The organism is Exiguobacterium sp. s145, from assembly GCF_018618835.1.
Lineage (GTDB): Bacteria > Bacillota > Bacilli > Exiguobacteriales > Exiguobacteriaceae > Exiguobacterium_A > Exiguobacterium_A artemiae.
On the sequence record NZ_JACSMV010000006.1, the window covers coordinates 53,351 to 79,667 of the forward strand.

Sequence of the window (26,317 nt, forward strand, 5' to 3'; positions counted from 1 at the left end):
AGTCGATGACTGCTTCCACTCTATATATCGTCGCCGTACCGAAATGTTTAACAATTTCTCTCAAAAAAAATAAAAAAGTTCAAACAAAAATCGCAGACGCTACTTCCGTCTACGATTTCTGATTTACAGACGCGTCGCGCCTGTCTCTTCCTGTAGTTGTTCCGCGACTGCAACCAACTCTTCCATCGCGCCATTGACCTCACCAAGTGAAGCCGCTTGATGGCTTGATGCCTGCAAGACCTGTTCCGCATGTTTCGATGCTTCTTCGACCATCGCGAGGATATTCGCAGTCGTTAAACCAACCTGATCGATTTCTTTATCTGACTTGATGACGAGTTGATCGACCGACTGAACACGCGAATAAACACTTTCTGTCGACTGGTGAATCTCTTCGAATGAAGAACCGGCTTGTTCGACGAGACCGACACCGGTTGCCACTTCTTTTTGAACGTCCGTCATCGCGTTCGCTGTATCATTGACGAGACGTTTGACACCGGAAATTAAATCCGTGATTTCTTTTGCCGACGTTGCGGTCTGTTCAGCGAGTTTTTTGACTTCCGCTGCGACGACAGCAAATCCACGTCCAGCATCACCAGCCCGCGCCGCTTCAATCGAGGCATTCAGACTGAGTAAGTTCGTTTGGGCCGAGATATCACTGATGACATCGGTAATCCGCGAGATTTCACCTGTCATGCCGGTCAGTCGACTGTTCAATGTCGCTGATTGTTCCATCTTACTTGAAATCATATGCATCGCTTCGACAGAATCTGTCGCCAGCGTCTTCCCGTTCTCCGCTTCCGTCTGCATGACCGTCGCCGATTTCAACGCTTCGTTCATCTCTTTTGCCACTTCATCCATCGTCCGTTTGACGGCGCCGAGCGCGTCCATCGATAAGTAAGCTTGATCAACGTTCTCATTCATCTTTGTTGACAATTCTGCCATCGCTGAACGGATGCTTTCACCTGATGCATTGCCTTCTTGGACAGCCGCTGCAATCTCTTGCGCTGACGCGGTCAATTTGTCACTTGAACTGCCCATCTGTGTCGCTTGTTTGCGGATATGTAAGACCATGACTTCAAGTTCATGCATCAGTTGATCGACTTCGTCGCCGCGTTTCGCTTCTTCAAAATCAACGTTAAAGTTACCGTTTGCGACTTCACGCGCCGTTTCCGTCGCCTTTTCAATCGCTTTGATTGGTTGACGGAGAATCAATTGGATCAATGCCGAACCGATGACGGATAAAACTAACCCAATCCCGGCGCCTAACCAAATCGACGGTCCGTCAGCGACATTAAGTCCCCGGTTTAAGAACAACGTCAACTGTGCTGAAATCCCACCCGTAATGACTGAAATCGCCAAGACCCAAACAAACAAACGCATCTTTAAATTTTTCCGTAGCTTACTCATCTTCGAAACTCCCTTTCCTGTTTCAAATCTCATCACCTTCTTTATCGGTCAATTCTGAGAACGCTTTAATAGGATTGACCTGATTTTACAGTTCTTCCTTCTCGTGCTTTTGTCACAAATGCAACTACGCAAAAAATACCCAAGCAACATTTCTATAGAAAGAAGGTTACTTGGGTATCTGTAAGGTCAATTCGTTACTTGCGGTCAATCTCGACATATTTATACGAGATATCTGTTCCAACATTGTGACGGGTCAGGTTTTTGACTTCCGTATTTTGGAGGAAGGCATTTTTCCGTTGGTAAACTGGTGAAATCGCTTGATCGTCAAGCAACATCGTTTCTGCTTTGCTTAACAGTTCTAAACGTTTATCTTGATCAAGTTCGTTTTCCGCCTGTTTCAAGAGACCATCGTACTTCTTGTTCGAGTAGTCCATCATGTTAAACGGATTCCCTGTCATGAAGAGGTTCAAGTACGTTGTTGCATCTTGATAATCCGGAGCCCAGCTCGCGAGTGACAAGTCGTAATCCCCTCGTCCTTCACGTGCCAACCGTTCTTTTTTCGGGAGGGACAACAGTTTCACATCGACGTTTTGTTGCTTCAGCGAACCTTGGATGTACTCACCGATTTTCTTCGAGACATCGTCATCTTCAATGATCATCGTCAACTCAAGGTTTTGATCAGCGAGGACTTGTTTCGCTTGTGCCGCATCAAACGAAGATTCAATCTGACGGGTCTTGTCATAGTTCGGATCGAGTTCTTGTGGGACGATGTAATCCGCCGGCAATGAACCGTTACCAAGTAACGTTTCCGTCAGTGCTTTTTTATCGTATGCCGCGTCAATCGCCTGACGCGTCTTCTGATCTTTCAGCGCATCCGTTTTTTGATTCATCCGGATGAAGAACATCCGTGAGTCACTGAACGCGTTGTACTCTTTTTTATTTTTGTACGTGACGACGTTTTCCGAGTTGAGTGGTGCGACATCAAGCTCGCCTGTCTCAAACAGGTTGATCGCAAGCATTGGATCCTTGATGATTTTGACGTCGACTTCGTCAATCTTAACGTTTTTTCGGTCCGCGTAGTCCGCATTTTTCGCGAGCGTATAGCCTTGCTCAGCCTGATATTTTTTGAACGTAAACGGTCCGTTGTAGACGTTTGTCTTCGGATCGGTTCCGAACTTCTCACCTTGTGCTTTGACGATATCTTCCCGGACTGGCATGTACGTGCCAAACGTCGTCATGCTGAGGAAGTACGGTGTCGGGCGTTTCAGTTCAATCTGTAACGTCTGATCGTCAATGACCTTTGTTTCCTTAACCGGCTCAAGCAGGTACGCGAACGGTGAGTTCGTCTCGATGACACGCTCATACGCATACCGGAAGTTTTCCGCTGTGACCGGCTTGCCGTCCGACCATTTGGCGTTCGGGTCGAGCTTAAACGTATAAACTTTTCCGTCTTCCGACACGCTATGCGACTTCGCCGCTGCCGGTACGAGTTCGTTCTTGGCATCAAAGCGGTAGAGTCCTTCGTAAATTTGGTTGAAGATGTTTGACGTGATGGCATCTGCCGGGTCGACCGACAGAAGGTCATAACTTTCCATCGTGTGCAAAACTTTCTTTTCGTTTTTATTAGGTGCTGCTTTTTCCGTATCCGTTGTGGAGCATCCTGCAAGCAGGAACGCCGTACTTGCCGCCGCGATCAATGTCTTTTTCATCAAAAATTCCTCCTAAAGATAATGTGCGTTGGATGATTCGGCGTTCCTTGACGTAAAACAAAAGACGCCCTCTATGCATAGCAAAAGCTGATGCATAGAGGACGCCTGTATCCGCGCGGTGCCACCTCTAGTTGAGATTAAAAATCTCCTCTTGTCGCTGGTCCAACAACCAGCTAGCCCGGTAACGGGGGCAACCGTCCTGTCTACTGAATCGTTCAACAGGCTCTCAGCGGTCCATTCCCTGATCAGCTTACCGCGTCAGGCTCTCACCTTTCCTGACTCGCTTTGTCGGCAGTGTTGACGGTACTTACTCCGCGTCGTTGATTTGTTTGATATGGCTTAACTTGTTGTTTACTTTACACGGCTTGTTTTGTCCTGTCAACGAAAAAAACTTAGAACGGATGGTCTTCTTTGCGTTCCTGTTCTTTTCGGACCGGACGCGGACGGATCGGTTCGACGCGTTCCACATGTGTCCGCGTGAGAACCCGGCTTCCGAATGCCGCATCCAGTAAAATCGTGATTGCGGCTGCCATATGCAACAGCATCCCGACGAACGGAATGACGCCGACCGTCGATGCGACGATTCCGACGATGTTCCCTTTTGAGACCCGACCGGCACGCGCCGTCAAAACGACGACGACGATATGAAACGCGAGCATCAACCAAAGTGCATTGTAACCTGTTCCAAAAACAATCAATCCACCTAAAATCGGAATTCCAAGCACTGCCTCTAAACCGCCCGATACCCACTTCAACGTCCGCAATGATTCTTTCTGACATGCCATAACGTCGCCTCCTCTTTTTTTCCATATGTGTAGTATACGACAAAATGGAGAGAAGGTTTCAGATTTCTTTTAGAATGTGAACTTGTTTTTTATGTTATCGTTTCACCGTATCTCAACAAATTTTTCATGTAAAAGTTTCCGGCGTCCGGGCGCGACTCCTGCGGGAAAAGGAAGGGCTTATCGCTTCCGTCAGGAACAGGCCGAAGAGGACAATCGCGGCTTGCGTTCCGCCCGAGGAAAGCAAGCCAACGGACGAACGGAAACTTTTAGCATGAGAAGAACTGAGGTCTAATTTTTTAATACGATTCCACAAAAAAAGCCCACTCGCGTGGACTTTCTGCAAAACAATTATAAACCGAGCACGTGGAACTGATAACCGCGTCCGACGACGAACCCGGCGTCTTTGTAGAGATCAAGCGCCCGTGCGTTGTCTGTCTCGACGTCGAGCTCGAGTTGTGTCCGACCGGTCCGGAACATCGCCTGGACCATCAGCTTCAGCATTTTCTTGCCGAATCCGTTGCCCTGTGCTTCCGGACGAACGGCAAAGGCATGAATGCTCGCCTGCGTGTCAGACGCGAGATACGCGCGAATGACACCGACCGGTTTGCCGTTTGCGACACCGATATACGTGACACGATCGTCTGACTCGATCGCCTGATAGATCGATTCTGCTTCATCCGCCGTGTTGCCGAATGATGAACCAAGTGTCTCAACGACGAACGGACGATCGTCCGCTGTCGCTTCCCGCAGTTCGAAATCCGGGTCCGCCTTTAAGAACAATTGCGCTTTTTTCAGGACCATGTTGTATTCCGTCATCCGGTACTCGGCACCGAGCCGACCAAGAACCGCTTGACCCGATTCACTGGCATCATCGATGACGAACGTAAACGCTTCGACACCTTGCGGACGGGCTGCCTCTTTCGCTGCTTCGACGAGTTGCGTGAAGACACCCTGTTTCCGGTAATCCGGATCGACGAAGACATTGATTTCCCATTCGGTCGGCAAATAGGCAAAGGCCTGCAGGTATCCGACCAACTTCGTGTCTTCGTAGACCGCGAAATCGTTTTGTCCGACCCAATCCGCCGCGACTTTCAGTTCAATCCCGTCGTGATCGTTGACACACTTCTCCAGTTGCAATACTTCTGTTGTTTGTTTGACTTCTGTTACTGTCCATTCCATTTCACTTCACCTCAACCTTTACTATATCGGACCATCAAAAGAAGCACTAGCAAAAGCTGGTGCTCCTTGCAGTTTCCTCATTTTAATTTGAATGTCTTCATCATCGCCGGAACGTCACGTGTGATTAAATCGGCAATCTTTTGTTTTCCTTCTGCCCCTTTGACCGCTTCGGTCGGTTGGACATAGTAGTATGTTTTATTGCCTTTTGTCCCGAGATAGGTGCCGAATCCGACTTGTTTCTCAAATTGTTTTTTCGTTAATTTTTTCGGTTCAAAGTTCAAGTTCACGAGCATTTGATCTTTGCCCTTTACTTTATAGTAGAGCGAAAACGTTCCGCTGCGTGTCACGGTACCGTATTTCGTCTTGACCGTTTTGTTTTTGACGACATCGACTTTGTCCTGCTTGATCGCTGTCTGTAAGGCGGTCGTCGCCTTGACGGAGTAGCCGAAGTCCTTGTTTTGAATCGTGCCTGTTTTGTACGTCACGTTACTTGCACCGAAAGCCGTCACTGGAATTAGACATGCTCCGATTAATACCCCTGTCATTGCCACTCGTTTCATGCTAACTCCCCCTTAACTCTTCGATAGTAAATGAATTCCCTTTTGTGAAATAGGTAAACTCTATTCTTGAAAAAGATTTGACGGAATTGTCTAAATTTCTTACGATAGAACTAACGAAACGAAATGGGGTTAAACTGATGGCTGAACAAGAACTATTAACGCAAGAACAGCTCGATAATCTGCTGAAGAATTCGTTTGCGATGCAGGTACCAATCCTCGAGAAGTTCATGAAAGATACACATGACCGCTACGCACTCGCAACGACATCGTTCAAACGTGATATGGATACGATGAAAGAATCCGAGTGGCACCAGTTCTTCGCCGGTAAATTGTTACCGCACTTCTTCCTCGAGCACCTCGGCTTCGGGGCATCGTTCCGCTTTAACGGACACGACAAGGAAGTGGATCTTCCGGAAAACGTCGTTCCTGTCCGCAATGACGCTGATGATCAAATCGCTAAAGTCGTCCTGGGTGTCGAAAAAGCGATGAAAGACATGCATATCAAAAACCACAATCTGGTCGCGAAATTCTACCAGGAGACACTCGAACTCGCTTGCCAGATGGGCAGCCGCGTCGGGATGAGCGATGAGTTCTATACGCTCGTTAAGCCAAGTCTCGTTCAAGCTAACGATTCCGAATAACTGATAAGTCCCGCTCTTCACTCCGGTGAAAGACGGGACTTTTTTTGCACAGATTATTTGAATTGAATATAAAAACAGGCACCGCCAAGTGAACTATCCCGGACACCGTACGCTAAACCGTGACTGTCGAGAATCAACCGGCTGATCGCAAGGCCGAGACCATGACCGGAGCCGCCGGTCTGTTTGACATACAAATCCCAGATCGTTGACCGGTCGTTTTCTGCGACACCGGTTCCAGCATCCTCTACCATCAACTCGGTTGCTGTCAGCCGGACTAACACCTCGCTTCCGACCGGGGCAGCGACATTGGCGTTCATCAGGAAGTTGACGAGTACCCGTTCGAACATCCGCCGATCAAGCGAATACGAAACCGGTTCTGTCTCGACCGTCAACCGTAGACCGTCTTTGAGGAAGGTCGACCGTAAGCGTTCGACCGTTTCTTCGACTAATTGATCCACCGCCACCTCCGTCCGTTGCAGCGGCATCATGCCGCCGGCTAGTTTCGAATAGACCAACGTCTCATCAATCAGCAGACCGAGCCGATCCGTTTCTTCGATGATGCTGGTTGTGACGTCCGGCAGTTCGTCGACCGGAATGACACCGGCCGCCAAAGCTTCCGTCTCATTACGGATGATGGCGAGCGGCGTCCGCAAATCGTGGGTGATTCCGGCAATAAACGATTTCTGCAATACTTCTTTTTGGACAAGCTGTTCCTGCATCTCATCAACGGCATGAATCAGATCCCCGACCTCATCGTTCGGTCGGTCCGGTAAGAGGACGTCTTTTCGTCCGTCGCCAATCTGTTTGGCGACCATCCGAAGCTCCATGATCGGCCGAATGAATTGCCGGCCCATGTAATAAGCCAGTCCGGTTGCCAGCAGTAAGGCGGCAAGTAACGCTACACCAATCGCCAGATAGACGCCGTCCAACGCACTGCTTGCGAGCGGGGCTTCACGGATTGTCGTGATGACCGTATCTCCGCTCCTCAACTGATACGTCAATAGCCGGTTCCCCTGGACTTCGATACTGTCTTGTTGCTGCAGGTCATTCAAAATCGGAAGTTCAACGACTTGCCGGCCCCGTCCTCCGATTTGTTCCGTCACGCCGTCACGCGTGATGAATCCTTGGATTTCCCGAGGAACCGGACGCCCTTCCGCCAGTGCCTCCTTGATGATGTTCGCTTCCCGCGTCAGTTGACTGTACCGTTCATCTTCCGCAAAGCGGTTGACAAGAAACGCCGTCAGACTGAAGCTGAGTACACCCATAATTAATAACGGCGCCAGGACGGCCAGCAAAAACTTACGCATCAGCTTGCTCATTCGATCGCCTCCAACCGATAGCCGACCCGGTGAACCGTCTTCAGCTGTTGTTTAATCGTCGGCAGTTTATCGCGCAATTGTTTGACGTGCGTATCGACCGTCCGCGTATCACCGCCGAACGTATAGCCCCAGACTTCATCGAGAATTTGATCCCGCGTCAACGCTTGCCCAAGATGCTCAAAGAAGTAAACCAACAGTTCGAACTCCATTTTCGCGAGATTAACAGTGTCCGGCCCATTTTGGACACGGCGCGCCTTCTCATCGATCGTCACGTCACCTAACTTCAGTCCGACCGGCGAGCGTTGCTTCAACGCCCGCTCGAGCCGGATAATCAGTTCCTTCAGGACAATCGGTTTGACAAGATAGTCATCCGCTCCGAGTTCAAGTCCAAACACCCGATCGTCCGCTTCCCCGCGTGATGTCAGCATGAAGACGACCGTAGCCGGAACCGTCGATTTGATTCCCGGGACGAGCGACCAACCGTCCCCATCCGGTAGCCGGACGTCAACGAGGGCAGCATCAAACGACGCGTTCGCAAGTTTGGTTTTAGCCTCCGCAAGTGACGACGCGAGCGTGACCGTATAGCCGTGATGACGCAGGAAACGTTCCGTCACCTGTGCCAGCTTCAGTTCATCTTCAATCACTAAAATGTTCATCTTCATCCCTCCACTTGTAGTGTACCGTCTTTTTTAAGCGGTTGACGTTTCTTTGCGATTTCCTTGCAACTTCCTCACAACTTTCCAGGCATGTCCCGCTAACATAAAGGGTGAAAGGAGTGATCACCCATGCAATTCAAAAAACAATGGATCACCGCACTGACAATCAGCGCCTTAACAGTAGGAGGAGCTTCTGCTTACGCTGCAACCAATGACGACAGCTCAACAGAAACGAAATCGGAACGTCCACATTTTGAAGGGATGAAACGACTCGACTTTACGTTACTGCTAAAAAAATTAAATCTGACGGAAAAACAGGTTGATGCCGACCGTGAAAAAGGTTTATCGATCGCCGACCTGGCCAAACAAAAAGGAATTTCGTTTAGTGACTATAAAAAGGCAGAACTCGCCGCCGCAAAAGAACAGCTCGCTTCCCTCGTCAAATCAGGTGACTTAACGAAGTCGCAGGCAGCGGATATGTTAAAACATCATACGGAACGCTTTAGTGGCGTATCGAGTTATGCCGATTTAAAAGAACAGATGCCAAAAGGACATCACAGTGACAAAGGCGGATTCTTCAACGAATCGTTGATTGCCGACGTCTTAAAGGCACTTGGTCTCAGCCAAAATAAATTTGATGCGGCCAATCAATCGCTCGCCGCCTATGCGAAAGCCCAGTCGATCAAATTCGCGGATTACAAAAAAGCGTTGCTTGCAGCGCAGACGACACAACTCGATCAATTCGTCAAAGACGGGAAGATGACGAAAAAACAAGCGACCAAGATCAAAGCCCGTCTGACGGAAGAGTTTTCCGATGCCAACAGCTATGATGACTTACCGGACCACGGTCAACACGGACCAGGCGAACACGGTGGACCGGGTCATGATGTCTTCGGTGATACGACATCTGCCATCCTGAAGCGATTGAATCTTGATGCGGCGAAATTCAAAGCGGCAAACCAACCATTACCGGAATTCGCGGAAGCGAATAAGATTTCGTTTGCTGATTTTGAAAAGGCTGTCCTTGCCGAACAAACGAAAGCCATCGATGCGAAAGTCAAAAGTGGTGACATCACGAAAAAACAAGCAACAACCATCAAGGAACGGATGCAGGAACGGGCTGATGAGGTCTCAAGTTACGATGACTTACAGCAAGGACCGCGCGGCGGACACGGACCGGGACGTCATCACAGTCCCGATATGAACGGTTCCGACCGTCCGGATCAAGCTGATCCAAATGCCAGTGACACTTCGGTTGACCTTGCCATCTGATGTGTAAATCATGGACAAACTTCGACATGTGCCATTCAACAGGCATCGGCGGGGTTTGTCTTTTTGTCTTTTTGTCTTTTTGTCTTTTTGTCTTTTTGTCTTTTTGTCTTTTTGTCTTTTACGTTCTTACGTTCTCATTCTGAATGAATGATTTGAGTCTGCTTTCGAAGCTCGACTTCTACGGGAAAAGGAAGCTCTGCTTCCGACAGGAACAAGGAAGACCCGGTCGACGGTCACGACGACCGCGGCTTCCGTTCCGCCCGAGAAAAGCGAGCGAAAAAAGCAGACTTCCCGTCCCACCCCCTTCTTTTCCATTCCACTTCCTCCCATTCTCCAAAAAATGATTCGCTTTTTTTGAAAAAAAAGTCTATTCTTCGAACTTTGATTGCAATTGATCTTCGTTTACTCCGATACTAAGAGTGAGAGAAAAAATTCGAGTGAGGAGATTTGTCTATGACTTTTTTCGACGCGATGCAACGACTGAGTCGTTCATCTACATCCCCTCTGCTGATTGGCGGGTTAGAGCTGTCACGCCCAGAACGTGTGGAACCTTTTTTTCAGCAAAGTACAGATGCTGTCTTTTTCTTTAATCACCTTGGTGAAATCATCTATTTCAACGAACAGCTTCCACGGATGCTCGGCTATTCGAAAGAAACTTTATATAATCATTTCGCCGTCTTCAATCCACCGGAGCAACATGCGTCCGTGACGGCATTTTTCGAGCGGGCTCTGGCCGGTGAGACGGTCCACTATACGGCACAAGGTCTGCATGCCGATCAACACCGGCTGACGCTCAAAATCACGAACATGCCAATTGAACAGGATGGGCATGTCGTTGGGGTGTACGGGATTGCACGCGACATCACACGCGAAAAACAGTTGGAGGATGATGTCGTCCATATCCGGTCACAACTGGAACTGACAGAACAGATTCCGGAACTGGTCGTCTTTCATTACGATCCAGCGAGCCGGACGATCGAGTATTCACCTTCGTTAATCAAGTACTTAGGCATCGAGTCCAATCCGGTGCAACCCTTTACGAATGAACAGTTACATCAACGTATCCATCCACGTGATTTTGATCCGCTCCGTTTTCAGATGATCCGCCTGCTTGATGGAGAAATCGATACGTTCGAACAGGAAGTATCCGTCCTGAATGCCGACTACGAATATCAACTGTTACGCCTGAAGGCATTACGACGCGATGGTCCGACCGGATTGATTTCTCTGATTCTCTATGATTTGTCAGAAGTCAGCGAAGCGCGCCGTGAACTGGCACTCGAACGAGAACAGACGCGTGAAATCTATGAAGCGCTCGAAGCCGCCATCTCGCAAATCGATTTATCAACCGGACGTCTGTTGTTTCATTCCAAAGGATTTTTCCAGATTTTCGAAGAGTTGCCGCACGATCTGATCCTCAGTCAGGACTGGCTGTTCGAGCGACTCGATCCACGTGACGTACCGGCAATGAAACGCTTCATCTTACAGTTGCAGTCTGGTAAAGCAAGTTCGATCCAGTATCGTCTGTTGTTCCCGGATAGGCGTATGAAATGGATTGAGGACCAGCAGATTCCGGTCTTCCAGCTAGACGGTTCGATTGCCTACACGAACAGCATCATGCACGACATTACGCTTCAAAAAGAGTACGAGGAACGCTTGCAACAGCTGGCGATGTATGACTCGGTCACCGGTCTGCCGAACCGGCTGTCGTTGACGGAGACAATCCGTGACTGGATGCAGGCGAACACGGCATTTTCGATTTTATCGATTTCGTTTAACCGGATTTCGGATATTAACAATGCGTTTGGTCATGCTTCCGGTGACCAGTGGATTCAGGCGACAAGTGCCCTCCTCAATCGTTCGAAACCGGACGAAGTCTTTTTCGGACACCTTGGCGGTGACGAATACGCGATGCTCGTCCCGTCGAGCCTCAAGGACGATATCACGTCCTATGCGGAAACGTTGTTGTCTTTATCCGTCGAACCGATTTTGATTGATCCTTATGCCTTGTTCACCCGTGTTTCGATCGGCATCAGTCGTTTTCCGGACGACAGCGACGATCCGATTGAATTGATGAAACATTCTTATACGGCGCTTCGACGGTCACGGCGGGAAAACCAAAGTGCCGTCCATCATTACGCTTCAAACTTGGATATCGATTATTACCGCCGCTACCGGCTCGAACAGGATTTACATTACGCGATTGAACGGAAGCAACTGTTTCTCGAGTATCAACCGAAAGTCGACAGCTGGACCGGGAAAATCATTGGTCTCGAAGCGTTAATCCGCTGGCAACACCCGGAATGGGGACGGATTCCGCCCAATGATTTCATCCCGCTTGCCGAGGAAAGTGCTCTGCATATCGCAATCGGCGACTGGGTCGTCGAGACGGCATGCCAGGCAATGCTTGACTGGTCCAGTGCCGGTGCCGATCTCGTTCCGGTGTCCGTCAACGTCTCACCGAAACGGTTTTTGATTCCCGGATTCGAACACCAGATTGAACAGATACTGGCTGCGTATCACTTGCCGGCCGGGCTGCTGGAACTGGAAATCACCGAAGCGGCATTGATCATGGATGATCCGAACATCAGCCGGACGCTGGAACATGTCAGCCGGCTCGGCGTCCGGATTGCGCTCGATGATTTCGGAAAAGGCTATTCATCAATGGTCTACCTGCAACGGTACCCGATTGATGTCGTCAAGATCGATCGCCAGTTTGCAACGCATATCGCGGAAGACACGAAAGCGCAAGCGATCGTCAAAAGTATTCTCTATATGGCGAAGGAGTTTAATCTGGCCGTCATTGCGGAAGGCATCGAGACGATTCAACAGCTCGAGACGTTCCGGGCTCTTGAATGTCCGAACATCCAAGGGTATTTATTCAGCCGACCGGTGTCCGCGGCCGTCATGGAAAGTTTTCTGATCCGGGAAGTGCTCTATCCGATCGAAGCCTGTTCGCTTGCGTCGGATAACGTCCCGAGCTTTACGGTCAAAGGCAAGATCAAGATGCTGCAGCATCAAAATCAGACATTCGACTTTAGTTTTTCCGAGATTCAAGCCCACCGGACGAGTACACGTCATCTCTACTTTACGACTGATACTCCCTTACCGCTGCAAACCGCGACGTTTGAAGTCCGGTTGTCGGAAGGGTTGCAGCTGGTCTCCTGTACTCTGACTGTCACTGCTTTTGAGAACGGACAATATGCCGGACGCTATACGACGACGCAGGAAGCGGAACTCGTCTTACGATTTTTCCAAACCTTACGCTACAACGGGTGAAATAAGCACTAAGGTCGTTCTCGCGTGCCTTAGTGCTTTTTTGTTATAGTAATGAAAAGTGTCTACAAAAAAGGAGGGGTTCGATGCCCGCTGCTGAACAGGCAAAACGACACCGCCGTTCGACGAAATGGCAACTGGTGCGACGCCTGCTGCTACTGACGATCGGTGCCGTGATTTTCGCCATCGGACTCAAAGGATTCCTTGTCCCGAACAGTATCATCGATGGTGGAATTGTCGGTATTTCCATCATCGGATCGAAACTGACCGATTCAACACTCGCGTTGTGGTTATTCTTTCTCAACATCCCGTTCATCTTTTTCGGTTATAAACAAATCGGGAAGACATTTGCCTTGTCGACGCTTTACGCCATTTCCGTCATGGCAATTGCGACGAAGTTACTGGAAGACATCGGTCCGATGACACGGGTCGATCTCCTCGCAACCGTCTTCGGCGGGTTGATTCTCGGAATCGGTGTCGGGATTGTCATCCGGGCGAGTGGCTCACTCGACGGGACCGAAATTTTGGCTGTCTCGTTCAGCCGTTCGACCCCGTTTTCCGTCGGCGAAATCGTCATGTTTTTTAACGTCTTCATTTTAGGGGCTGCCGGTTTCGTCTTCGGCTGGGACCGGGCCATGTATTCCTTGATTACCTACTTCATCGCCTTCAAGACGATTGATGTCGTTATCGACGGACTCGATCAGTCGAAAAGTGTCTGGATTATTTCTGAAAATCATGAAGAGATTGGTCTTGCCATCATGGACCGGCTCGGTCGGACGATGACGTACCTAAACGGGGAAGGTGCCTTTTCCGGCGACGACAAAAAAATCATCTTTTGTGTCATCAGCCGGTTGGAAGAAACGAAACTGAAGGAAATCGTCCGGGACTTCGATGAGGAAGCCTTTATCGCGATCGGCAACATCCATGATGTCCATGGCGGTCGTTTCAAGAAAAAAGATATTCATTAACGTATCCTACTGCAGAGAGGAAGAATCGCCGTGTCGCTGTTGAAAAAACACCGCAAGAAACTGATTGCCGGACTGGTTATACTGATTGTCTTAGTCCTGATTGCCATTGTCGGAATTTCTGCTTATGTCGGTTCTTCTTTGACGGAGCCGCCCCGGGAACCGTTGGCGACCAATCCGAAAAAGGCGGAAGGTCTCGCTTACGAAAACGTCTCGTTCCGCTCTTACAAAGACCGGACCCGTTTATCCGGCTGGTGGATTCCGAGTGAAGACGCCAAGTTGACAATCGTTTTTGCCCATGGGTACGGAAAAAACCGCGAGCAAAATGATGTCCCGATCCTGCCGTTGTTCAAAAAGTTCCATCAAGCCGGCTATAACGTCCTGACGTTTGATTTCCGCGGCTCCGGTCAATCGGAAGGCAAACGTGTTACGGTCGGTGCAAAGGAGCAGGATGATTTATTGACTGCCGTCCGCTACGCGAAATCACGCGCCTCGGAACCGGTCGTCCTCTACGGCATCTCGATGGGCGCGGCAACGTCTCTCGTCACGGCACCGAAAGCCGAAGTCGCCGGTGTCATCGCTGACAGTCCGTTCAGTGATCTCAAGAACTATCTTGCGACGAATCTACCGGTCTGGAGCGGTCTGCCGAACTTCCCGTTCACGCCGATCATTCTCCAGGTGACACCGCCTTTGACGGGACTGAACCCGGAACGCGTCCAACCGCTCGAAGCCATCCGCCGGATTGATTATCCGATCTTGATGATTCACGGCAAGGACGATGATGCGATTCCGGTCACGGAAAGTATGCGGCTGCAAAAAGCGGCACCGCGGTCTGAATTGTATGTGACGGAAAACGGCGGGCACGTCCAGTCGTACAAACATGACCGGAAAGCCTATGAAGAAAAAATCCTGTCGTATCTCGAAGATATCCGCTAAAAAAAGAAGGCACTGTTCCGAGGAACAATGTCTCCTTTTGTCTATCCATTATCGTTTTAGAACAGCACTCCCGACAATTTTCAGGACTTCCGGCCGGCTGAGTTTTTCTTTTCCCCGTGCGAGCGCATCCAGTGTTCCGTGGGCGAGTGCAAGCGGAATCTTGCAGAACTCATAAATCGTCGTCTCTCTTGGAATTGAGGCGAGATATGCATCGGCTTCCGCCAGATTCTCCCGGGCATACTCGAACATCGTCTCCGTCGTCCACCCCGGTGGGAAATAGCCGACACCGCGTTCGGCGTCCTCCTGTTGATTGCGCAGGATGTTGACGGCCTGCAGTCCCCGTCCGAATCCGATTGCCTGTTGCTTGTCCGTCACGATACCGGCTTTCCAGTACCAGATGTCGGATAACATGACACCGACGAGTCCCGCAACGTAATACGTGTATTCGTCAAGATCTGCTTCCGTTTTGACTGTCCAGTCCCGTTCGGCCCAAGTAGCCATCCCTTCCGCCATCTCGGCCGTCGAGTCGAGGACTTTCGCCCGAATACCGGCCGGACAATACGCAATCCATTCCGCAAGACGTAACGTGACTTCCGGCAACTGATCCGCATAATCTGCAATCATCACCTGATAGGCGTGCGCGTCGAACGTCCCGCGCATCATTAAGGCCGTTTCCCGGAGTAAGGTCGTCTTGACCCCGGTCGGCAATTCTTCGTGGTCCTCGATTTCATCGATCGCCCGCATACATAAGTAAGCCGCACCAACGGCTTCCTGTAGTTTCTGTGACAGACGGCTGATCGGTATATAAAAGGTCCGGCTCGTCGCTTTTAATACACGATTCGCATCTTTCTTCAGCTGCTTCGTCTCATTCATCCATTACACTCCCTCTTTAGTCAAAAAGGTTTCTTTTCTCTACATTACTATACACGATTCAAAAGAAATGAGCATTTTTTTGTTGAACGAAAAAACAGGACCGACATTGAAGTCCGTCCCGTCCTGGTCATGTATCTGTCCGTTGTTTTAATAATTGGCTCATCAGACCGGTACTTTGCGAAGCTTCCGCGTTTTCATCCTGAATCGCGAGATAGATTTCTTTGCGGTGGATATCGATTTGCCGGGGCGCGTTGATACCGAGTTTGACCTGATCCCCTTCGATTGCGAGAATCGTCAACTCAATATCATCCCCGATTTGAATCGCTTCTCCCGTTTTTCGTTTTAAGACGAGCATCAGCGGCCACCTACTTCGGTCAAACTGCCGATCATCCGACGATTCGCGTACGTTTCATCGAGAATGATCTGTTTCGCTTGACGGCGTTTCGTCTCCATGACGAATGGTGCCCGTAAGTTCGTCGTCGATTCCTGGAACGGTTCACGTAACGTGACTGTCGTATAGACGGCGACTTGTGCCGTTTCCTGAATCCCAAGTTGCTCTTTCGCCGATTCCGGTAATTCAAACACGTAATCCGGATCAATCCAAAATGGATTCGTCACGACAAACGCACACTCCGGCTGGTCAATCGATTGGAATGACCAAAAAGGAATCCCTTCTCCGAACGGTAAGAGGATAAAGCGTCGTGCTTCCGGAAAACCCGGTACTTCCGAAGCGAACGTGATGATTTCACTTTCGTCGACTTGAACCGGACCAAAAAAATCAGTCATGATTTGCATATGATTATCCTTCCCCATCGAACATGCCGCCGACCGGCCACATATCCAGTTGATTTTGTTCCCGCAGATAAATGTCGACCGTACCTTCCGTCACATTCAACTCCGGTCGATTGACCTGAACCTCGATTCGCGGTCGTTCTGCTGTGTAATTGAGTTGCACTTCCGCCGGTGTATAATTGATTTTGACGCGTTCGAGACTGCGTGGCGAAAAGCCGAGTGTTGTCACTTCAGCAGGCGGTGTGTCCCGCGATTTTGCGACGCGGGATACCGCATTTCCCCCTTGCTCGATTCGCATCAATTGATCGCCTTCAGACGCTGCCCGGCCAACTGCCTGTTGCCCCATCTGACGACCATATTCTGCATAACGCTGGACTGACTCAAAAGCTGGAAGTCGTCCCGTTTCAATCATCGCTTGGGTCGAATCAATTTCGAGTCGTGCTGCGACGGTTTCAATCGACAGATTCCCTTTTGGTTGTTCAATCGATAATGTCGCCGGTGCCTGATGTTGCTCAAGTGTCGCACGGGTGGTGTTGATTCCAATCTTCGCTGACGTTTGACGCATCTCAAGATGTGGCAGATTCACCGTCCGTCATCTCCTTCTTAACGTAAGAAATCAAGCAAGGTTGGCTGAATGATCCGCGCCCCCGCGCTGAGTGCCGCACGATGTAACGTTTCATACGACTTCAGTTCCATGATGACTTTTTCGGCTTCGATGTCTTCGTTATCCGACATGACCGATTTTGCGATAATTTCTTGATCTTCTAGACGAGATGCGTTCAGTTCAAGTCGGTTGACCCGCGCCCCAAGGTCAGCACGCGTTTCGACCGTCTGATTGAGCATACTATCAAGATCTTTTAACATCCCTGATAATTCGGCTCCATTATTTGAACTATCAACAGCACCTGCGTCTGAAACCCCACCAAGCGCATCGTATAATTTTTTGAGCGTCGTGAACGTTTCCGGACTAAATACATTTGTCGGTGAAACGTTGACTTGTACTTCAATTCCGGAAGAGATTTCATAACGGATGACTTCTTCTTCTTTTAGAGTTGGATCACCGTCTGTAAATACGGTATTAACCGCCTTACCCGGTGTCGTTAAATATTCTTTCAGACCTTCCATCGAAATGAAGGGTTGATCCGTCTTTGTTCCATTAAAAATGGCTTTTTCATTATATTTCGTGTTCGCCAGTGTCCCGATATGTTCAATCAACTGACCCACTTCGCTCTGAATTACTTTCCGTTGCGTAGCATCATACGTATCCGTCGCAGCTTGTGTCGTCAATTCGCGAACCCGACTCATGGCGGATGTCACTTCGTTGAGTGCCGAGTCCGTCAAGTCCATCCAACCTGTCGCTTCATTGACATTTTTTTTGAACTGTTCGACTTCACGCACTTCTGTCCGGTAACGAATCCCTTGCATGGCGACGACCGGATCTTCAGATGGTCGCTGAATCTTTTTTCCACTGATTAATTGTTCCTGCATCGCACTCAGTTTTTGATAACTGGCGGAGAGATGTCCGATATTTGTTTTCGTCAGCATCGTTTGTGTTACGCGCATTTAGTCATCACCGTCCTACGATTCCCATACCATTGATGATTTTATCAAGCATCTCATCAACCGTAGTAATATTACGCGCTGCCGCGTTGTATGCATGTTGGTACTGAATCATCATCGTCATCTCTTCATCGATTGAAACAGCCGAAACCGACATACGGCGCTGTTCCGCACTTTCCATCAAAACGGCAGAACTCTGACCGAGCCGAGCGACCTGATCCGTCGCGACTGCCATATCTCCAATGACATTTTGATAAAACGAACCGATTGTAGTCGTCGTATCGGATCGTTCAAAACGAATGTTTGCCGTTTTCATATTGGCCAGTTTCAAGGCACCGGCACTATCACCGATGTTTCCGTCTGTCGAGGTAGCAATGTTATCCAGGCTCTTTTTAATGTCTGCTCCAAGCGTAATCGACTTTGCTGTGATTACTCCTCCGTTGGAAGAAACAAAAAATTCACTTGTACCCGCTGTTTTGTCTTTTTTTACATTCGTCGCATGCGCTTCGTTGAATGCTGTCGCAAACGTTGCTGCCATCTCATCCAGGTGTCCCTGCATATTGACATACTCACCCGTTGCTTGACCATCCTCAACGTGTCCGTACATCTCAATCAGACCAATTAATCGACCTGATGAAAAACCGCCGGCTGCGTCAAATGAGATCGTTTGTGAATCTGTTTTGAATCCTGTATAGAGACCATTGTCATCTGTTGTAAAGGTCAACGTTCCTGCTTTTGGTAAATCTGAATCCACTGCAAGCAACTTGTCACCATTCGGTAATTTGATTCGAACATCAATCCGACCTTCTGCCGTTTTAACCGTATTCCCAAGTGTTCCTTGCTGAATCGCATCACCGTCGACTGATACTTTTTCAAAATCGACGTACTCTGCGAGTTCATCGAAATAACGGTCTCGTTCATCATAAAGTGCATTTGGTAACACACCAAGCGGTTCGACTGTATGGATTTCAGCATTGATATTATGAATCTTTTTGGACAGATCATTTACTTTTTTAGTCGAGACCTCAATTTCACTTTTCAGGTCACCTTGTACTTGATTAAGTGCCTTCGCCATGTAATTAAACGTTTGTGTCAATGTCTCCGCTTTTTGACGGACGACACTCCGGGCACCTGAATCCTGGGGATTCGTTGATAAGGTCTGAAGGGATTCCCAAAACCCGTCAAATGCTTTAGACAAGCCTGTATCGGATGGTTCATTGATGACATCTTCCATACGACCGAATGCGGCTTCTTTTGTACCATAGTAAGATGTCTTCGTCGCCTCGTCTCGATATTGTTTATCGAGCATGACATCGCGGACACGTTCGAGGAGTTCACCTTTTACACCCGTACCGATTTGTCCCATTTTACCTGTACCGATTGCCATCGACAATTGCTCTGTCGTCGCCATGACAAGACGTTGCCGTGAAAAGCCGGCCGTTCCTGCATTGGCGATATTGTTTCCGGTCGACTGGAGCGCCCACTGATTCGTCGTCAGTGCACGACGACCGGTTTCAAGCCCCATGAATGTTGAACCCATGTATTTGCCTCCTTAAGCATTTCGATTGAAATGTGCGCGATCAAGCGCGGACTGACCATATGTAAAATCATCTGCTTCTGGTATCAGCAATTCCAGATGCCAATTTAAATAGTGTAACGATTGAGTGAGTAAGTCAGCGTTCAACTCGTTCAGTACCTTCAACTGACCAATCGTTTGAAGCAACCGACGCATGGAATCGACATCCTCCGGGTGCGCTTGCAGCCACTCCGTCATCGTCATCGTCCCCATCTGAGCGAGACGCTGCTGCTCCAACTGTTCGATTCGTTTTAAATGAATCGGTTCTTCCTTGACGAGCTGCGAAAGACGCGGCATATCATTTTGAATCAAGACCTGTTTTTTTTCTTCCGCTAGTTCCAGTAGTGCGGCATGTTCCGCCGTCAGCTGATCGATGAGTTCCATCCGTCCTGTCCTCCTCCGTCTATGTTCGTTCATATAAAAAGCGACCCGCGCATCCGTGCCCCGAGTCGCCTCTATTGTTTAAGTTAGTCTTCTTACAAGTTCAAGAAACGTTCCGCGATTTTCTTCGCATCCGGTTTATAGGTTCCATCCTGAATGGCTTGTCGAAGGGATTCGATTTTTTCGGTCCGTGAAGGCGTCGTTTCGTTAAAGCGCAACCGCGCTTCGCTTGAAATCGTCACTTCATCCGGCCGATTCGTGCGTGTTGGTTCTGTTCCTTCTACTTTTTGATTTTTTTCGTACGTCTTAGGCATGTTAACCCACTTCGTAGAATCAATTCGCATGTGAACACCTGCTTTCTAGACTACAAGATTCTTAATTCAAGTTCGATACGTTCGCGGTTTCGAAGGGGCAGAAGAATCAAGCATCGCTTGAGCGAGTTCACGTCGCAATTTTTCGCGACATTCGGCACAAATCGTGCCATCACGGGAGGGCTTCCCGCAACTCTCACACATGATCTCCATCTGAGAAATTTCAGAGATCAACAATCGCCCTTCTTTAATGTAACGGAAGACCGTTTCTCTCTTTACTCCGATAGCCATCTCAACATCTTTAGGTGAGGTTCGGACTTTTCGCCGTTCTCGCAGGAACTCACGCACCTTCTCAAAATCAGTATGATCTTTTCTGATACAATCGACACACAGATCAGAAGATTGACGAACAAATAACTTCCCGCAAGTTTTGCAGTTTAATACATCCATTTCCTTCACCTCATATTGAATATCGGCAGGAATGAAGATTTTTTAAACACTTCGAAATAAAGTTACCGCAGAAATTTCTTTGGCGCCGGCTTCATAAAGCCGTGAAGCCGCTTGGTGCAAGGTGATTCCGGTCGTATAGACGTCATCGACCAGCAAAATCGTTTTTCCGGTCACCGGCTGAATGACGTGATACGGATTGTCCCGTTCCAGTCGTTCGTGCCTCGTCTGATGACTGAATGCGACTCCGTCCGTCCTTTCCAGCACAAGCCGGACCCGTCCCCGCATCGTCCGGGCGATCAGTTCCGCCTGATTGAAGCGGCGTTCGCCCAACCGCTCCGGACTGAGCGGAATCGGGACAATCCAGTCCTGTTTGACTTTTACCTTCTTGAGCTCTGTTTTAAACACATCGAGCAAAGCCGTGTCCCCGAGAAACTTATACCGTTTCATGAACGCCTTTGCTTGTGTCTGATAAAGAAATAGCGGGTGCGTGACCAATCGCCGTCCCTGGTCGCGCCAGTCCTGACAATCTGCACAGAGCGCTTGTCCCGGCTTCCCGCAATCCTCGCATTCCCCTCTTTTTACAAATTCTATTTTACAGGTCGGACACAGGGTTTGCCTAGTCCAGACATTGGATAACATCCAACTGGGTAAAAAGTCCTGGCCGCACAGCTGACAGTTCATCGAAATCCCTCCCGGTTCGCTCGTTTAATCTGATCGATTGCTTGATACATCGTGTCAGACCGGTCATTCGCAAACAATACGATATCCCCTTTCCGGAAAATCGGCGCTTCGGCCGACGCGTCCACTGATTTGAATCAAGGCGGCACTGCTGAAAGATTGATCGGCATCAAGAACCGCGACCTGAACGTCAACCAACGTCACCCCGCGCTCGAGAATCGTCGTCGTCAACAGCACATCCGTCGTTTGGCGAAACCGGGCGACTTTCGTAATCCGGTCCGGATCGGCCGCGTGGACGGTTTCACACGCGATGCCCTGCTGCTGTAAACAGGTCTGCCACGTCTCAAGCGCCTCGACTTGCGGTACGAACAACAGGCGTGGTTTACCCGCATGCGTCAGGACCCAGTTCACGACGTCATGTTTCCCGTAAGGAACCTGCATGCGGGGTGTCGGCAACGGAAAACCGTGATACCGCCGCATCAGGCGGACCGTCGGCAACCGCCGATCGCGGAGTGACGGGGTCGCGCTGAGTAAAATCAGGGAAGCACCCGGAGCCGTCGCCTGCCGGACATACCGGTGTAACGTCCGGTCGGACCGGTACGGAAAGGCATCAACCTCATCAATGAAGACGACGTCAAAACAGGTCCGGTAATGAATCAATTGGTGGGTCGTGCTGATTGTGATATCGCCGAGCCCAAGCCGGTCTTCAGATCCTCCGAACAAGGAGACGATCGTCGCCTGTTGAAACGCACGTCGCAAATGGCCCGTCAATTCCCGGACGACATCTGCCCGCGGTGCCGTGATCAGAACACGACGATTCGTCGAGAGTGCCCGTTCGATTCCCGGAAACAGCATCGGTGTTTTACCGGCACCGCAAACGGCATGGACGAGCAACCGTTTCCGTTGATCGATCGTCCGGACGATGGCCTCGGCAATCCGCTGCTGATCGATTGTCAAGTTCAGTTCTGTATGACAGTCAGAACGGACGGGATCAAGCGGACGCGGATCCGTGACGAGACGGTCGCACGTCCGCAATTTGCCGAAAATCAGACAATGCCGGCAATAATAACAGCGTTTGCCGCATGTACACGGTCCCCGGGTCGGTAACTTTCCGCACCGTTCGCAACGCCACGTCACAGCCGGACGGTATTCCAAGGGATGGTCCACCGGTTTGTCTAGCCGGTAGTCGGGAATCAATCGTCCACGTAAATCCATACGCCACTTCCTTTCATTTGACTGACTTCCCCCTCACTTTCGGCAAGACGAACGGACTTCCTGCCCGTGCTGCTTGCACTGCTGTCAAATAACCACACAAAAAAGACGTATCTGTTTTCACAGATACGCCGTTGTGTCATATAAGCCCTGCGGCTAACACAGGATTACGCTTCTTGATACCAGGTGATGCCGATCGCACCGGGTCCCAGATGGGTTCCGATGACCGGACCGAACACACTCATCTCCATCCGGGCGTCCGGGAACCGTTCTTGCAGGACGGCAATTTCTGCTTCCGCTTTCGATGAATCTTCCGCATGGATGACTCCGATGACATATCCGGCACCGGTTCCTTGAATCGTCTCGTCCATCATTTCTTCAATCCGTTTGACAGCCCGTTTGAACGTCCGAATTTTTTCGAACGGAACGATTTTCCCGTCGACGAAATGAAGAACCGGTTTGATTTTAAGGAAAGAACCGACGACGGCCTGCGTCATGCTGAGTCGTCCGCCGCGGTGCAGGTGTTCGAGGTCATCGACCACGAAATAGGCACGGATGACATTCTTTAATGCTTCAAGACGAGCGACGATCTCAAGTGCCGTCGCGCCGGCGTCACGCATCCGAACTGCTTCCTTGACCAGGAAAGCCTGCGGCATACAGGAGATCCGCGAATCAATCGGATGCACCTCGACGTGTTCGACCATCATGTTGATCGTATGTAGTGCCTGGTACGTCCCGCTGATTCCGCTCGATAGCGTGATGCCGATGATATCCGTCCCCTGCGGCAACTGTTCAAACGATTCAACAAGGTCACCGATGTTCGGCTGTGATGTCGTCGGTAAACTTCCTGTCTGAATGCGTTGATAAAAATCAGGTACGGAAATATCGAGTCCTTCACGATACGCATCTCCGTCGAAGATGACACTAAGCGGTGCAACGTGGACATTGTTTTCTTCACAATAGGTAGTTGGCAGATAGGCAGTGCTATCCGTTAAAATCACAATTTGGCTCATTCGTGAATTTCCTCGCTTTTAAGAGTTCCGTCGTGACATAAGGTATTCTGACAGGTCACAATCGCTTATTTATCATATCACAGGTTGAAGTTTTAAAAAAAGAAAGACGGAGCCGAATCGGCTTCCGTCCGTACTTAAACGACGACGACCCAGCCGCGGCGAATCGCTTCGACGACAGCACCGGTCCGGTCGGGCACATTCATTTTACGTAAAATAGAGGAAACGTGGTTTTTAACGGTCTTCTCACTGATGAACAACGTATCGCTGATTGCCCGGTTCGAGAAACCGTCCGCAAGTAGCTGCAACACTTCGCATTCCCGGCGTGTCAACACGTGCAGCGGTGCTTCGGCAACACGTTTTTCAATCGGTTGCGAAGACATCGTCTGCTTCATCTTCATCAGACGACGGTATTCCTGTAACAAGTTCGGTGTGACTTTCGGGTGAACGTATCCGCCTTCGCGGTACACAGACCGGATAGCATTGACCAGTTCATCCGTCGCCATCTCTTTTAAGAGATAACCGACCGCACCTGCGCCAAGCGCGTGCATGACATAGGTTTCATCGTCATGGATCGACAGGATGATGACCCGGACTTCGGGATGAACTTCCATCAAACGTTTTGTCGCTTCGACACCATTGACTTTCGGCATATTTATATCCATTAAGACGATATCAGGCTGATGTGTTTCAACGAGTGGAATCACGTCTGCTCCACTCTCGCCCTCCGCGACGACGACGAACTCTTCTTCAAAATCAAGAATCCGTTTGACGCCTTCCCGGAATAACTGATGATCGTCGATGATGACTACTTTTACTTGCTCGTTATTCACAGTGTTTCTCCTCTCGCTCCGGATTCCTCAACTGGAATCCTTACCTTGATGACTGTCCCTTTACCCGGCTGCGTCTCAATTTCAAACTCACCGTCTATCAATTCAATCCGTTCCCGCATCCCGATCAGTCCGAATGACTCATCGCACGATTCGACAATCGAATCAAAGTCAAATCCAATCCCGTTATCCTTGACGTGGATCCGGACCGAATGTTGATACTGTTCTATGATAATACGAATGTCCCCTGCTTTGGAATGCTTAACTGCATTTTGGACCGCTTCCTGGACAATTCGGAAGACGGCGACTTCATAGGTCGATTCAATCCGTTCCCCGCCTCCGAGATAATTAAAGTGAATCGGAATGCTGGAAATTTCCTGCATATGCCGTAAATACCGTTCCAGTGTCGGGACGAATCCGAGATCGTCAAGCGTCATCGGACGTAAATCGTAGATGATGCGGCGGATATCGGCGAGTCCGTCACGGATCAATTTCCGTAGACGGTGGATTTCTTCAAAGGCTGCTTCTGCACCGTTATGCTGGTGAATCTTTTCAATTAAATCAGCGCGGATCAACACATGTGCAAGCGTCTGCGCCGGACCGTCATGCATATCCCTCGACAGGCGGCGCCGTTCATTCTCCGCCGATTGAAAGACCTTTAAGCCCATCTCCTGTTTTTGCATTGCTTTCTCGTACTTTTCATTCATGACCTGCATGTCGTCCGTCAGGAAATTCAGTACGACCGAAACCCGGCTGATCAGCATGTCGGCACGCTCAATCGTTTCATCCAGTTGAACGAGACGGCGTTCCAGCTCGTCCCGGCGCTTTCGGCAGTTCATCTCATCGCGTTGGTTGATGAACGATTCGAGTTGGAGAGCGTTGGCTGTCTCATAAGCAGTCCGGATGTCTTGTTCTGAGTAGTTGTCGAAGTTCTTGCTCACGATGACGAGTCGCGCTTTCGAATCCTTAATATGTCGTTCTAGCCGTTCAGCTTCTTTAATATAGTCGTGAACGCGTGTCTTCAGTTCCCGTAACTCCTGCTGGATTTCAGCATACTGTTCCCGCGAACTTTCCGTAATCCGGACGATTTCTTCCCGGCTTTCTTCTACGACACCAATGATGTTCTGTACGATATCATTCAAGGACAGTCGCTCCCCCATCTCATTCGTCATACTACTCCCTCCGTTCCTTGCCAGTCCCCACGGTTGTCTCTCTCTCGAATCGTCGTTATGCTAGAAAGAACTAGTTAACGAGGAGGACATTTTTGATTATGACATTATTTAATTATTATACAGTAAAAGAAAACGGTTTCCATGAAATCATTATCCAAAAGTCACGATTTATTACATATTTGGCGCGTGCCACCTCGGAAGAAGAGGCACAGCGCTTCATTGCCGGCCTCAAAAAAAAACATTCGGACGCCAATCATAATTGCTCCGCTTACGTCATCGGCGAACACAATGAGATTCAAAAAGCCAACGATGACGGTGAACCGAGCGGAACGGCAGGTGTCCCGATGCTCGAAGTCTTAAAAAAACGGAATCTCCGCAATACCGTCGTCGTCGTGACCCGCTACTTCGGCGGCATCAAGCTCGGCGGCGGCGGCTTGATCCGGGCTTACGGTTCGAGTGTCTCGGAAGGGTTGAACGCTGTCGGCATCGTGGAGCGGATTGCCCACGATTTAGTCGAAGTCACAGTCGATTATACATGGCTCGGAAAGCTGGAGAATGAGTTACGGGCAACCGAACACATCATCGATCAGATTCATTATCTCGATCATGTCAAAATCGATGTCTGGGTCGAAGAAACCGCCGTCCCTGCTTTTTTTGAGTGGATGACGAATTTGACGAACGGACAGGCTCTGCTTGAGAAAACCAATTCGCGCTACGTCGAACGTGACATTCAACCTTGACCTGCTATACTGATTGTAAAGAATTTA

General features: G+C 49.6%; 27 protein-coding genes and 1 other annotated feature. Of the genes, 6 read left to right on the plus strand and 21 right to left on the minus strand.

All coding sequences use genetic code 11. From position 1 onward, the window contains the following. Positions 1–123: 123 nt before the first annotated feature. The 5 genes from KNQ07_RS07375 to KNQ07_RS07395 all read right to left on the minus strand — a co-directional run bounded on the left by KNQ07_RS07375 (position 124) and on the right by KNQ07_RS07395 (position 5,640). Entirely contained in the window at positions 124–1,407 is a 1,284-nt protein-coding gene (locus KNQ07_RS07375; RefSeq protein WP_214765833.1) for a methyl-accepting chemotaxis protein, read from the minus strand. A 194-nt stretch (positions 1,408–1,601) separates the two neighbouring features. Then, complete coding sequence (locus tag KNQ07_RS07380) at positions 1,602–3,116, minus strand: peptide ABC transporter substrate-binding protein (RefSeq protein WP_214765835.1); 1,515 nt, start codon at positions 3,114–3,116, stop codon at positions 1,602–1,604. A 94-nt stretch (positions 3,117–3,210) separates the two neighbouring features. Then, positions 3,211–3,446: a binding site (T-box leader), on the minus strand. Positions 3,447–3,508: 62 nt separating this feature from the next. Beyond that, on the minus strand, positions 3,509–3,901 hold the full coding sequence (locus KNQ07_RS07385; protein WP_214765837.1) for a hypothetical protein: 393 nt from the start codon (positions 3,899–3,901) through the stop codon (positions 3,509–3,511). A 348-nt stretch (positions 3,902–4,249) separates the two neighbouring features. Next, the gene (locus KNQ07_RS07390) at positions 4,250–5,080 is read right to left on the minus strand and encodes a GNAT family N-acetyltransferase (protein ID WP_214765838.1); all 831 of its coding nucleotides are present in this window, start codon (positions 5,078–5,080) and stop codon (positions 4,250–4,252) included. A 77-nt stretch (positions 5,081–5,157) separates the two neighbouring features. Further along, on the minus strand, positions 5,158–5,640 hold the full coding sequence (locus KNQ07_RS07395) for a hypothetical protein (protein ID WP_214765840.1): 483 nt from the start codon (positions 5,638–5,640) through the stop codon (positions 5,158–5,160). Between the two features lie 137 nt (positions 5,641–5,777). On the opposite strand from KNQ07_RS07395, the gene KNQ07_RS07400 reads away from it, so the two are divergent. Continuing rightward, positions 5,778–6,281, plus strand: coding sequence for a hypothetical protein (locus KNQ07_RS07400; RefSeq protein WP_012371315.1), 504 nt, complete (start codon positions 5,778–5,780; stop codon positions 6,279–6,281). 53 nt (positions 6,282–6,334) lie between these two features. On the opposite strand, the gene KNQ07_RS07405 is transcribed toward KNQ07_RS07400, so the two are convergent. Further along, on the minus strand, positions 6,335–7,600 hold the full coding sequence (locus tag KNQ07_RS07405) for a HAMP domain-containing sensor histidine kinase (RefSeq protein WP_214765842.1): 1,266 nt from the start codon (positions 7,598–7,600) through the stop codon (positions 6,335–6,337). Next, positions 7,597–8,256: a response regulator transcription factor gene (locus KNQ07_RS07410; RefSeq protein WP_214765844.1), complete on the minus strand. Its 660-nt coding sequence runs from the start codon at positions 8,254–8,256 to the stop codon at positions 7,597–7,599. The genes KNQ07_RS07405 and KNQ07_RS07410 overlap by 4 nt, the downstream gene beginning before the upstream one ends. A gap of 129 nt (positions 8,257–8,385) precedes the next feature. Between KNQ07_RS07410 and KNQ07_RS07415 the strand changes: the two genes are divergently transcribed. The 4 genes from KNQ07_RS07415 (at position 8,386) to KNQ07_RS07430 (ending at position 14,705) form a co-directional block, all read left to right on the plus strand. Beyond that, a complete protein-coding gene (locus KNQ07_RS07415; RefSeq protein WP_214765846.1) occupies positions 8,386–9,528 on the plus strand; it encodes a hypothetical protein in 1,143 nt (380 codons plus the stop codon). 453 nt (positions 9,529–9,981) lie between these two features. Next, a complete protein-coding gene (locus KNQ07_RS07420) occupies positions 9,982–12,807 on the plus strand; it encodes a sensor domain-containing protein (protein ID WP_214765848.1) in 2,826 nt (941 codons plus the stop codon). An 83-nt stretch (positions 12,808–12,890) separates the two neighbouring features. Continuing rightward, on the plus strand, positions 12,891–13,772 hold the full coding sequence (locus tag KNQ07_RS07425) for a YitT family protein (protein WP_114595077.1): 882 nt from the start codon (positions 12,891–12,893) through the stop codon (positions 13,770–13,772). A 30-nt stretch (positions 13,773–13,802) separates the two neighbouring features. Then, positions 13,803–14,705 (plus strand): alpha/beta hydrolase, encoded by a 903-nt coding sequence (locus KNQ07_RS07430; RefSeq protein ID WP_214765850.1) that lies wholly within the window; start codon positions 13,803–13,805, stop codon positions 14,703–14,705. Between the two features lie 48 nt (positions 14,706–14,753). Here the strand turns inward: KNQ07_RS07430 and KNQ07_RS07435 are convergent, their stop codons facing one another. From KNQ07_RS07435 to KNQ07_RS07500, 14 genes are all read right to left on the minus strand, one after another. Then, a complete protein-coding gene (locus KNQ07_RS07435) occupies positions 14,754–15,578 on the minus strand; it encodes a squalene/phytoene synthase family protein (protein ID WP_214765852.1) in 825 nt (274 codons plus the stop codon). A gap of 127 nt (positions 15,579–15,705) precedes the next feature. Beyond that, positions 15,706–15,933, minus strand: coding sequence for a carbon storage regulator CsrA (gene csrA / locus KNQ07_RS07440; protein WP_026827533.1), 228 nt, complete (start codon positions 15,931–15,933; stop codon positions 15,706–15,708). Next, complete coding sequence (gene fliW, locus KNQ07_RS07445; RefSeq protein ID WP_233494500.1) at positions 15,933–16,373, minus strand: flagellar assembly protein FliW; 441 nt, start codon at positions 16,371–16,373, stop codon at positions 15,933–15,935. The genes csrA and fliW overlap by 1 nt, the downstream gene beginning before the upstream one ends. Positions 16,374–16,377: 4 nt before the next feature. Further along, the gene (locus tag KNQ07_RS07450; protein ID WP_214765854.1) at positions 16,378–16,956 is read right to left on the minus strand and encodes a DUF6470 family protein; all 579 of its coding nucleotides are present in this window, start codon (positions 16,954–16,956) and stop codon (positions 16,378–16,380) included. Between the two features lie 17 nt (positions 16,957–16,973). Continuing rightward, positions 16,974–17,933 (minus strand): flagellar hook-associated protein FlgL, encoded by a 960-nt coding sequence (gene flgL, locus KNQ07_RS07455; RefSeq protein WP_214765856.1) that lies wholly within the window; start codon positions 17,931–17,933, stop codon positions 16,974–16,976. A 7-nt stretch (positions 17,934–17,940) separates the two neighbouring features. Beyond that, positions 17,941–19,470 (minus strand): flagellar hook-associated protein FlgK, encoded by a 1,530-nt coding sequence (flgK, locus tag KNQ07_RS07460; RefSeq protein WP_214765858.1) that lies wholly within the window; start codon positions 19,468–19,470, stop codon positions 17,941–17,943. Positions 19,471–19,482: 12 nt separating this feature from the next. Then, on the minus strand, positions 19,483–19,890 hold the full coding sequence (locus KNQ07_RS07465; protein WP_114595070.1) for a flagellar protein FlgN: 408 nt from the start codon (positions 19,888–19,890) through the stop codon (positions 19,483–19,485). Between the two features lie 92 nt (positions 19,891–19,982). Continuing rightward, on the minus strand, positions 19,983–20,231 hold the full coding sequence (gene flgM, locus KNQ07_RS07470; RefSeq protein WP_114595069.1) for a flagellar biosynthesis anti-sigma factor FlgM: 249 nt from the start codon (positions 20,229–20,231) through the stop codon (positions 19,983–19,985). Positions 20,232–20,267: 36 nt separating this feature from the next. Next, positions 20,268–20,648 carry a hypothetical protein gene (locus KNQ07_RS07475; protein WP_114595068.1) on the minus strand — a complete coding sequence of 127 codons (381 nt, stop codon included), beginning with the start codon at positions 20,646–20,648 and terminating at the stop codon, positions 20,268–20,270. Positions 20,649–20,690: 42 nt separating this feature from the next. Then, on the minus strand, positions 20,691–21,329 hold the full coding sequence (locus tag KNQ07_RS07480) for a ComF family protein (protein WP_214765860.1): 639 nt from the start codon (positions 21,327–21,329) through the stop codon (positions 20,691–20,693). A gap of 63 nt (positions 21,330–21,392) precedes the next feature. Next, the gene (locus KNQ07_RS07485; RefSeq protein WP_214765861.1) at positions 21,393–22,541 is read right to left on the minus strand and encodes a helicase-related protein; all 1,149 of its coding nucleotides are present in this window, start codon (positions 22,539–22,541) and stop codon (positions 21,393–21,395) included. A 164-nt stretch (positions 22,542–22,705) separates the two neighbouring features. Continuing rightward, on the minus strand, positions 22,706–23,551 hold the full coding sequence (locus KNQ07_RS07490) for a DegV family protein (protein WP_214765863.1): 846 nt from the start codon (positions 23,549–23,551) through the stop codon (positions 22,706–22,708). A 134-nt stretch (positions 23,552–23,685) separates the two neighbouring features. Continuing rightward, a complete protein-coding gene (locus KNQ07_RS07495; RefSeq protein ID WP_214765865.1) occupies positions 23,686–24,381 on the minus strand; it encodes a response regulator in 696 nt (231 codons plus the stop codon). Beyond that, the gene (locus KNQ07_RS07500) at positions 24,378–25,550 is read right to left on the minus strand and encodes a sensor histidine kinase (RefSeq protein WP_214765867.1); all 1,173 of its coding nucleotides are present in this window, start codon (positions 25,548–25,550) and stop codon (positions 24,378–24,380) included. The genes KNQ07_RS07495 and KNQ07_RS07500 overlap by 4 nt, the downstream gene beginning before the upstream one ends. Before the next feature lie 98 nt (positions 25,551–25,648). Here KNQ07_RS07500 and KNQ07_RS07505 point away from each other — a divergent pair, with 98 nt between their 5' ends. Continuing rightward, positions 25,649–26,290: a YigZ family protein gene (locus KNQ07_RS07505; RefSeq protein WP_214765912.1), complete on the plus strand. Its 642-nt coding sequence runs from the start codon at positions 25,649–25,651 to the stop codon at positions 26,288–26,290. The last annotated feature ends 27 nt before the right edge of the window (positions 26,291–26,317 follow it).

Coding starts and splice junctions, on each gene's coding strand:
- KNQ07_RS07465 (WP_114595070.1), bottom strand. CDS start 19,890: ATGGAACTCATCGATCAGCTGACGGCGGAACATGCCGCACTACTGGAA.
- flgM (WP_114595069.1), bottom strand. CDS start 20,231: ATGCGAATTGATTCTACGAAGTGGGTTAACATGCCTAAGACGTACGAA.
- KNQ07_RS07405 (WP_214765842.1), bottom strand. CDS start 7,600: ATGAGCAAGCTGATGCGTAAGTTTTTGCTGGCCGTCCTGGCGCCGTTA.
- KNQ07_RS07390 (WP_214765838.1), bottom strand. CDS start 5,080: ATGGAATGGACAGTAACAGAAGTCAAACAAACAACAGAAGTATTGCAA.
- KNQ07_RS07400 (WP_012371315.1), top strand. CDS start 5,778: ATGGCTGAACAAGAACTATTAACGCAAGAACAGCTCGATAATCTGCTG.
- csrA (WP_026827533.1), bottom strand. CDS start 15,933: ATGCTCGTCTTAAAACGAAAAACGGGAGAAGCGATTCAAATCGGGGAT.
- KNQ07_RS07475 (WP_114595068.1), bottom strand. CDS start 20,648: ATGGATGTATTAAACTGCAAAACTTGCGGGAAGTTATTTGTTCGTCAA.
- flgK (WP_214765858.1), bottom strand. CDS start 19,470: ATGGGTTCAACATTCATGGGGCTTGAAACCGGTCGTCGTGCACTGACG.
- KNQ07_RS07480 (WP_214765860.1), bottom strand. CDS start 21,329: ATGAACTGTCAGCTGTGCGGCCAGGACTTTTTACCCAGTTGGATGTTA.
- KNQ07_RS07420 (WP_214765848.1), top strand. CDS start 9,982: ATGACTTTTTTCGACGCGATGCAACGACTGAGTCGTTCATCTACATCC.
- KNQ07_RS07415 (WP_214765846.1), top strand. CDS start 8,386: ATGCAATTCAAAAAACAATGGATCACCGCACTGACAATCAGCGCCTTA.
- fliW (WP_233494500.1), bottom strand. CDS start 16,373: ATGCAAATCATGACTGATTTTTTTGGTCCGGTTCAAGTCGACGAAAGT.
- KNQ07_RS07500 (WP_214765867.1), bottom strand. CDS start 25,550: ATGACGAATGAGATGGGGGAGCGACTGTCCTTGAATGATATCGTACAG.
- flgL (WP_214765856.1), bottom strand. CDS start 17,933: ATGCGCGTAACACAAACGATGCTGACGAAAACAAATATCGGACATCTC.
- KNQ07_RS07485 (WP_214765861.1), bottom strand. CDS start 22,541: ATGGATTTACGTGGACGATTGATTCCCGACTACCGGCTAGACAAACCG.
- KNQ07_RS07385 (WP_214765837.1), bottom strand. CDS start 3,901: ATGGCATGTCAGAAAGAATCATTGCGGACGTTGAAGTGGGTATCGGGC.
- KNQ07_RS07375 (WP_214765833.1), bottom strand. CDS start 1,407: ATGAGTAAGCTACGGAAAAATTTAAAGATGCGTTTGTTTGTTTGGGTC.
- KNQ07_RS07490 (WP_214765863.1), bottom strand. CDS start 23,551: ATGAGCCAAATTGTGATTTTAACGGATAGCACTGCCTATCTGCCAACT.
- KNQ07_RS07410 (WP_214765844.1), bottom strand. CDS start 8,256: ATGAACATTTTAGTGATTGAAGATGAACTGAAGCTGGCACAGGTGACG.
- KNQ07_RS07435 (WP_214765852.1), bottom strand. CDS start 15,578: ATGAATGAGACGAAGCAGCTGAAGAAAGATGCGAATCGTGTATTAAAA.
- KNQ07_RS07505 (WP_214765912.1), top strand. CDS start 25,649: ATGACATTATTTAATTATTATACAGTAAAAGAAAACGGTTTCCATGAA.
- KNQ07_RS07395 (WP_214765840.1), bottom strand. CDS start 5,640: ATGAAACGAGTGGCAATGACAGGGGTATTAATCGGAGCATGTCTAATT.
- KNQ07_RS07380 (WP_214765835.1), bottom strand. CDS start 3,116: ATGAAAAAGACATTGATCGCGGCGGCAAGTACGGCGTTCCTGCTTGCA.
- KNQ07_RS07425 (WP_114595077.1), top strand. CDS start 12,891: ATGCCCGCTGCTGAACAGGCAAAACGACACCGCCGTTCGACGAAATGG.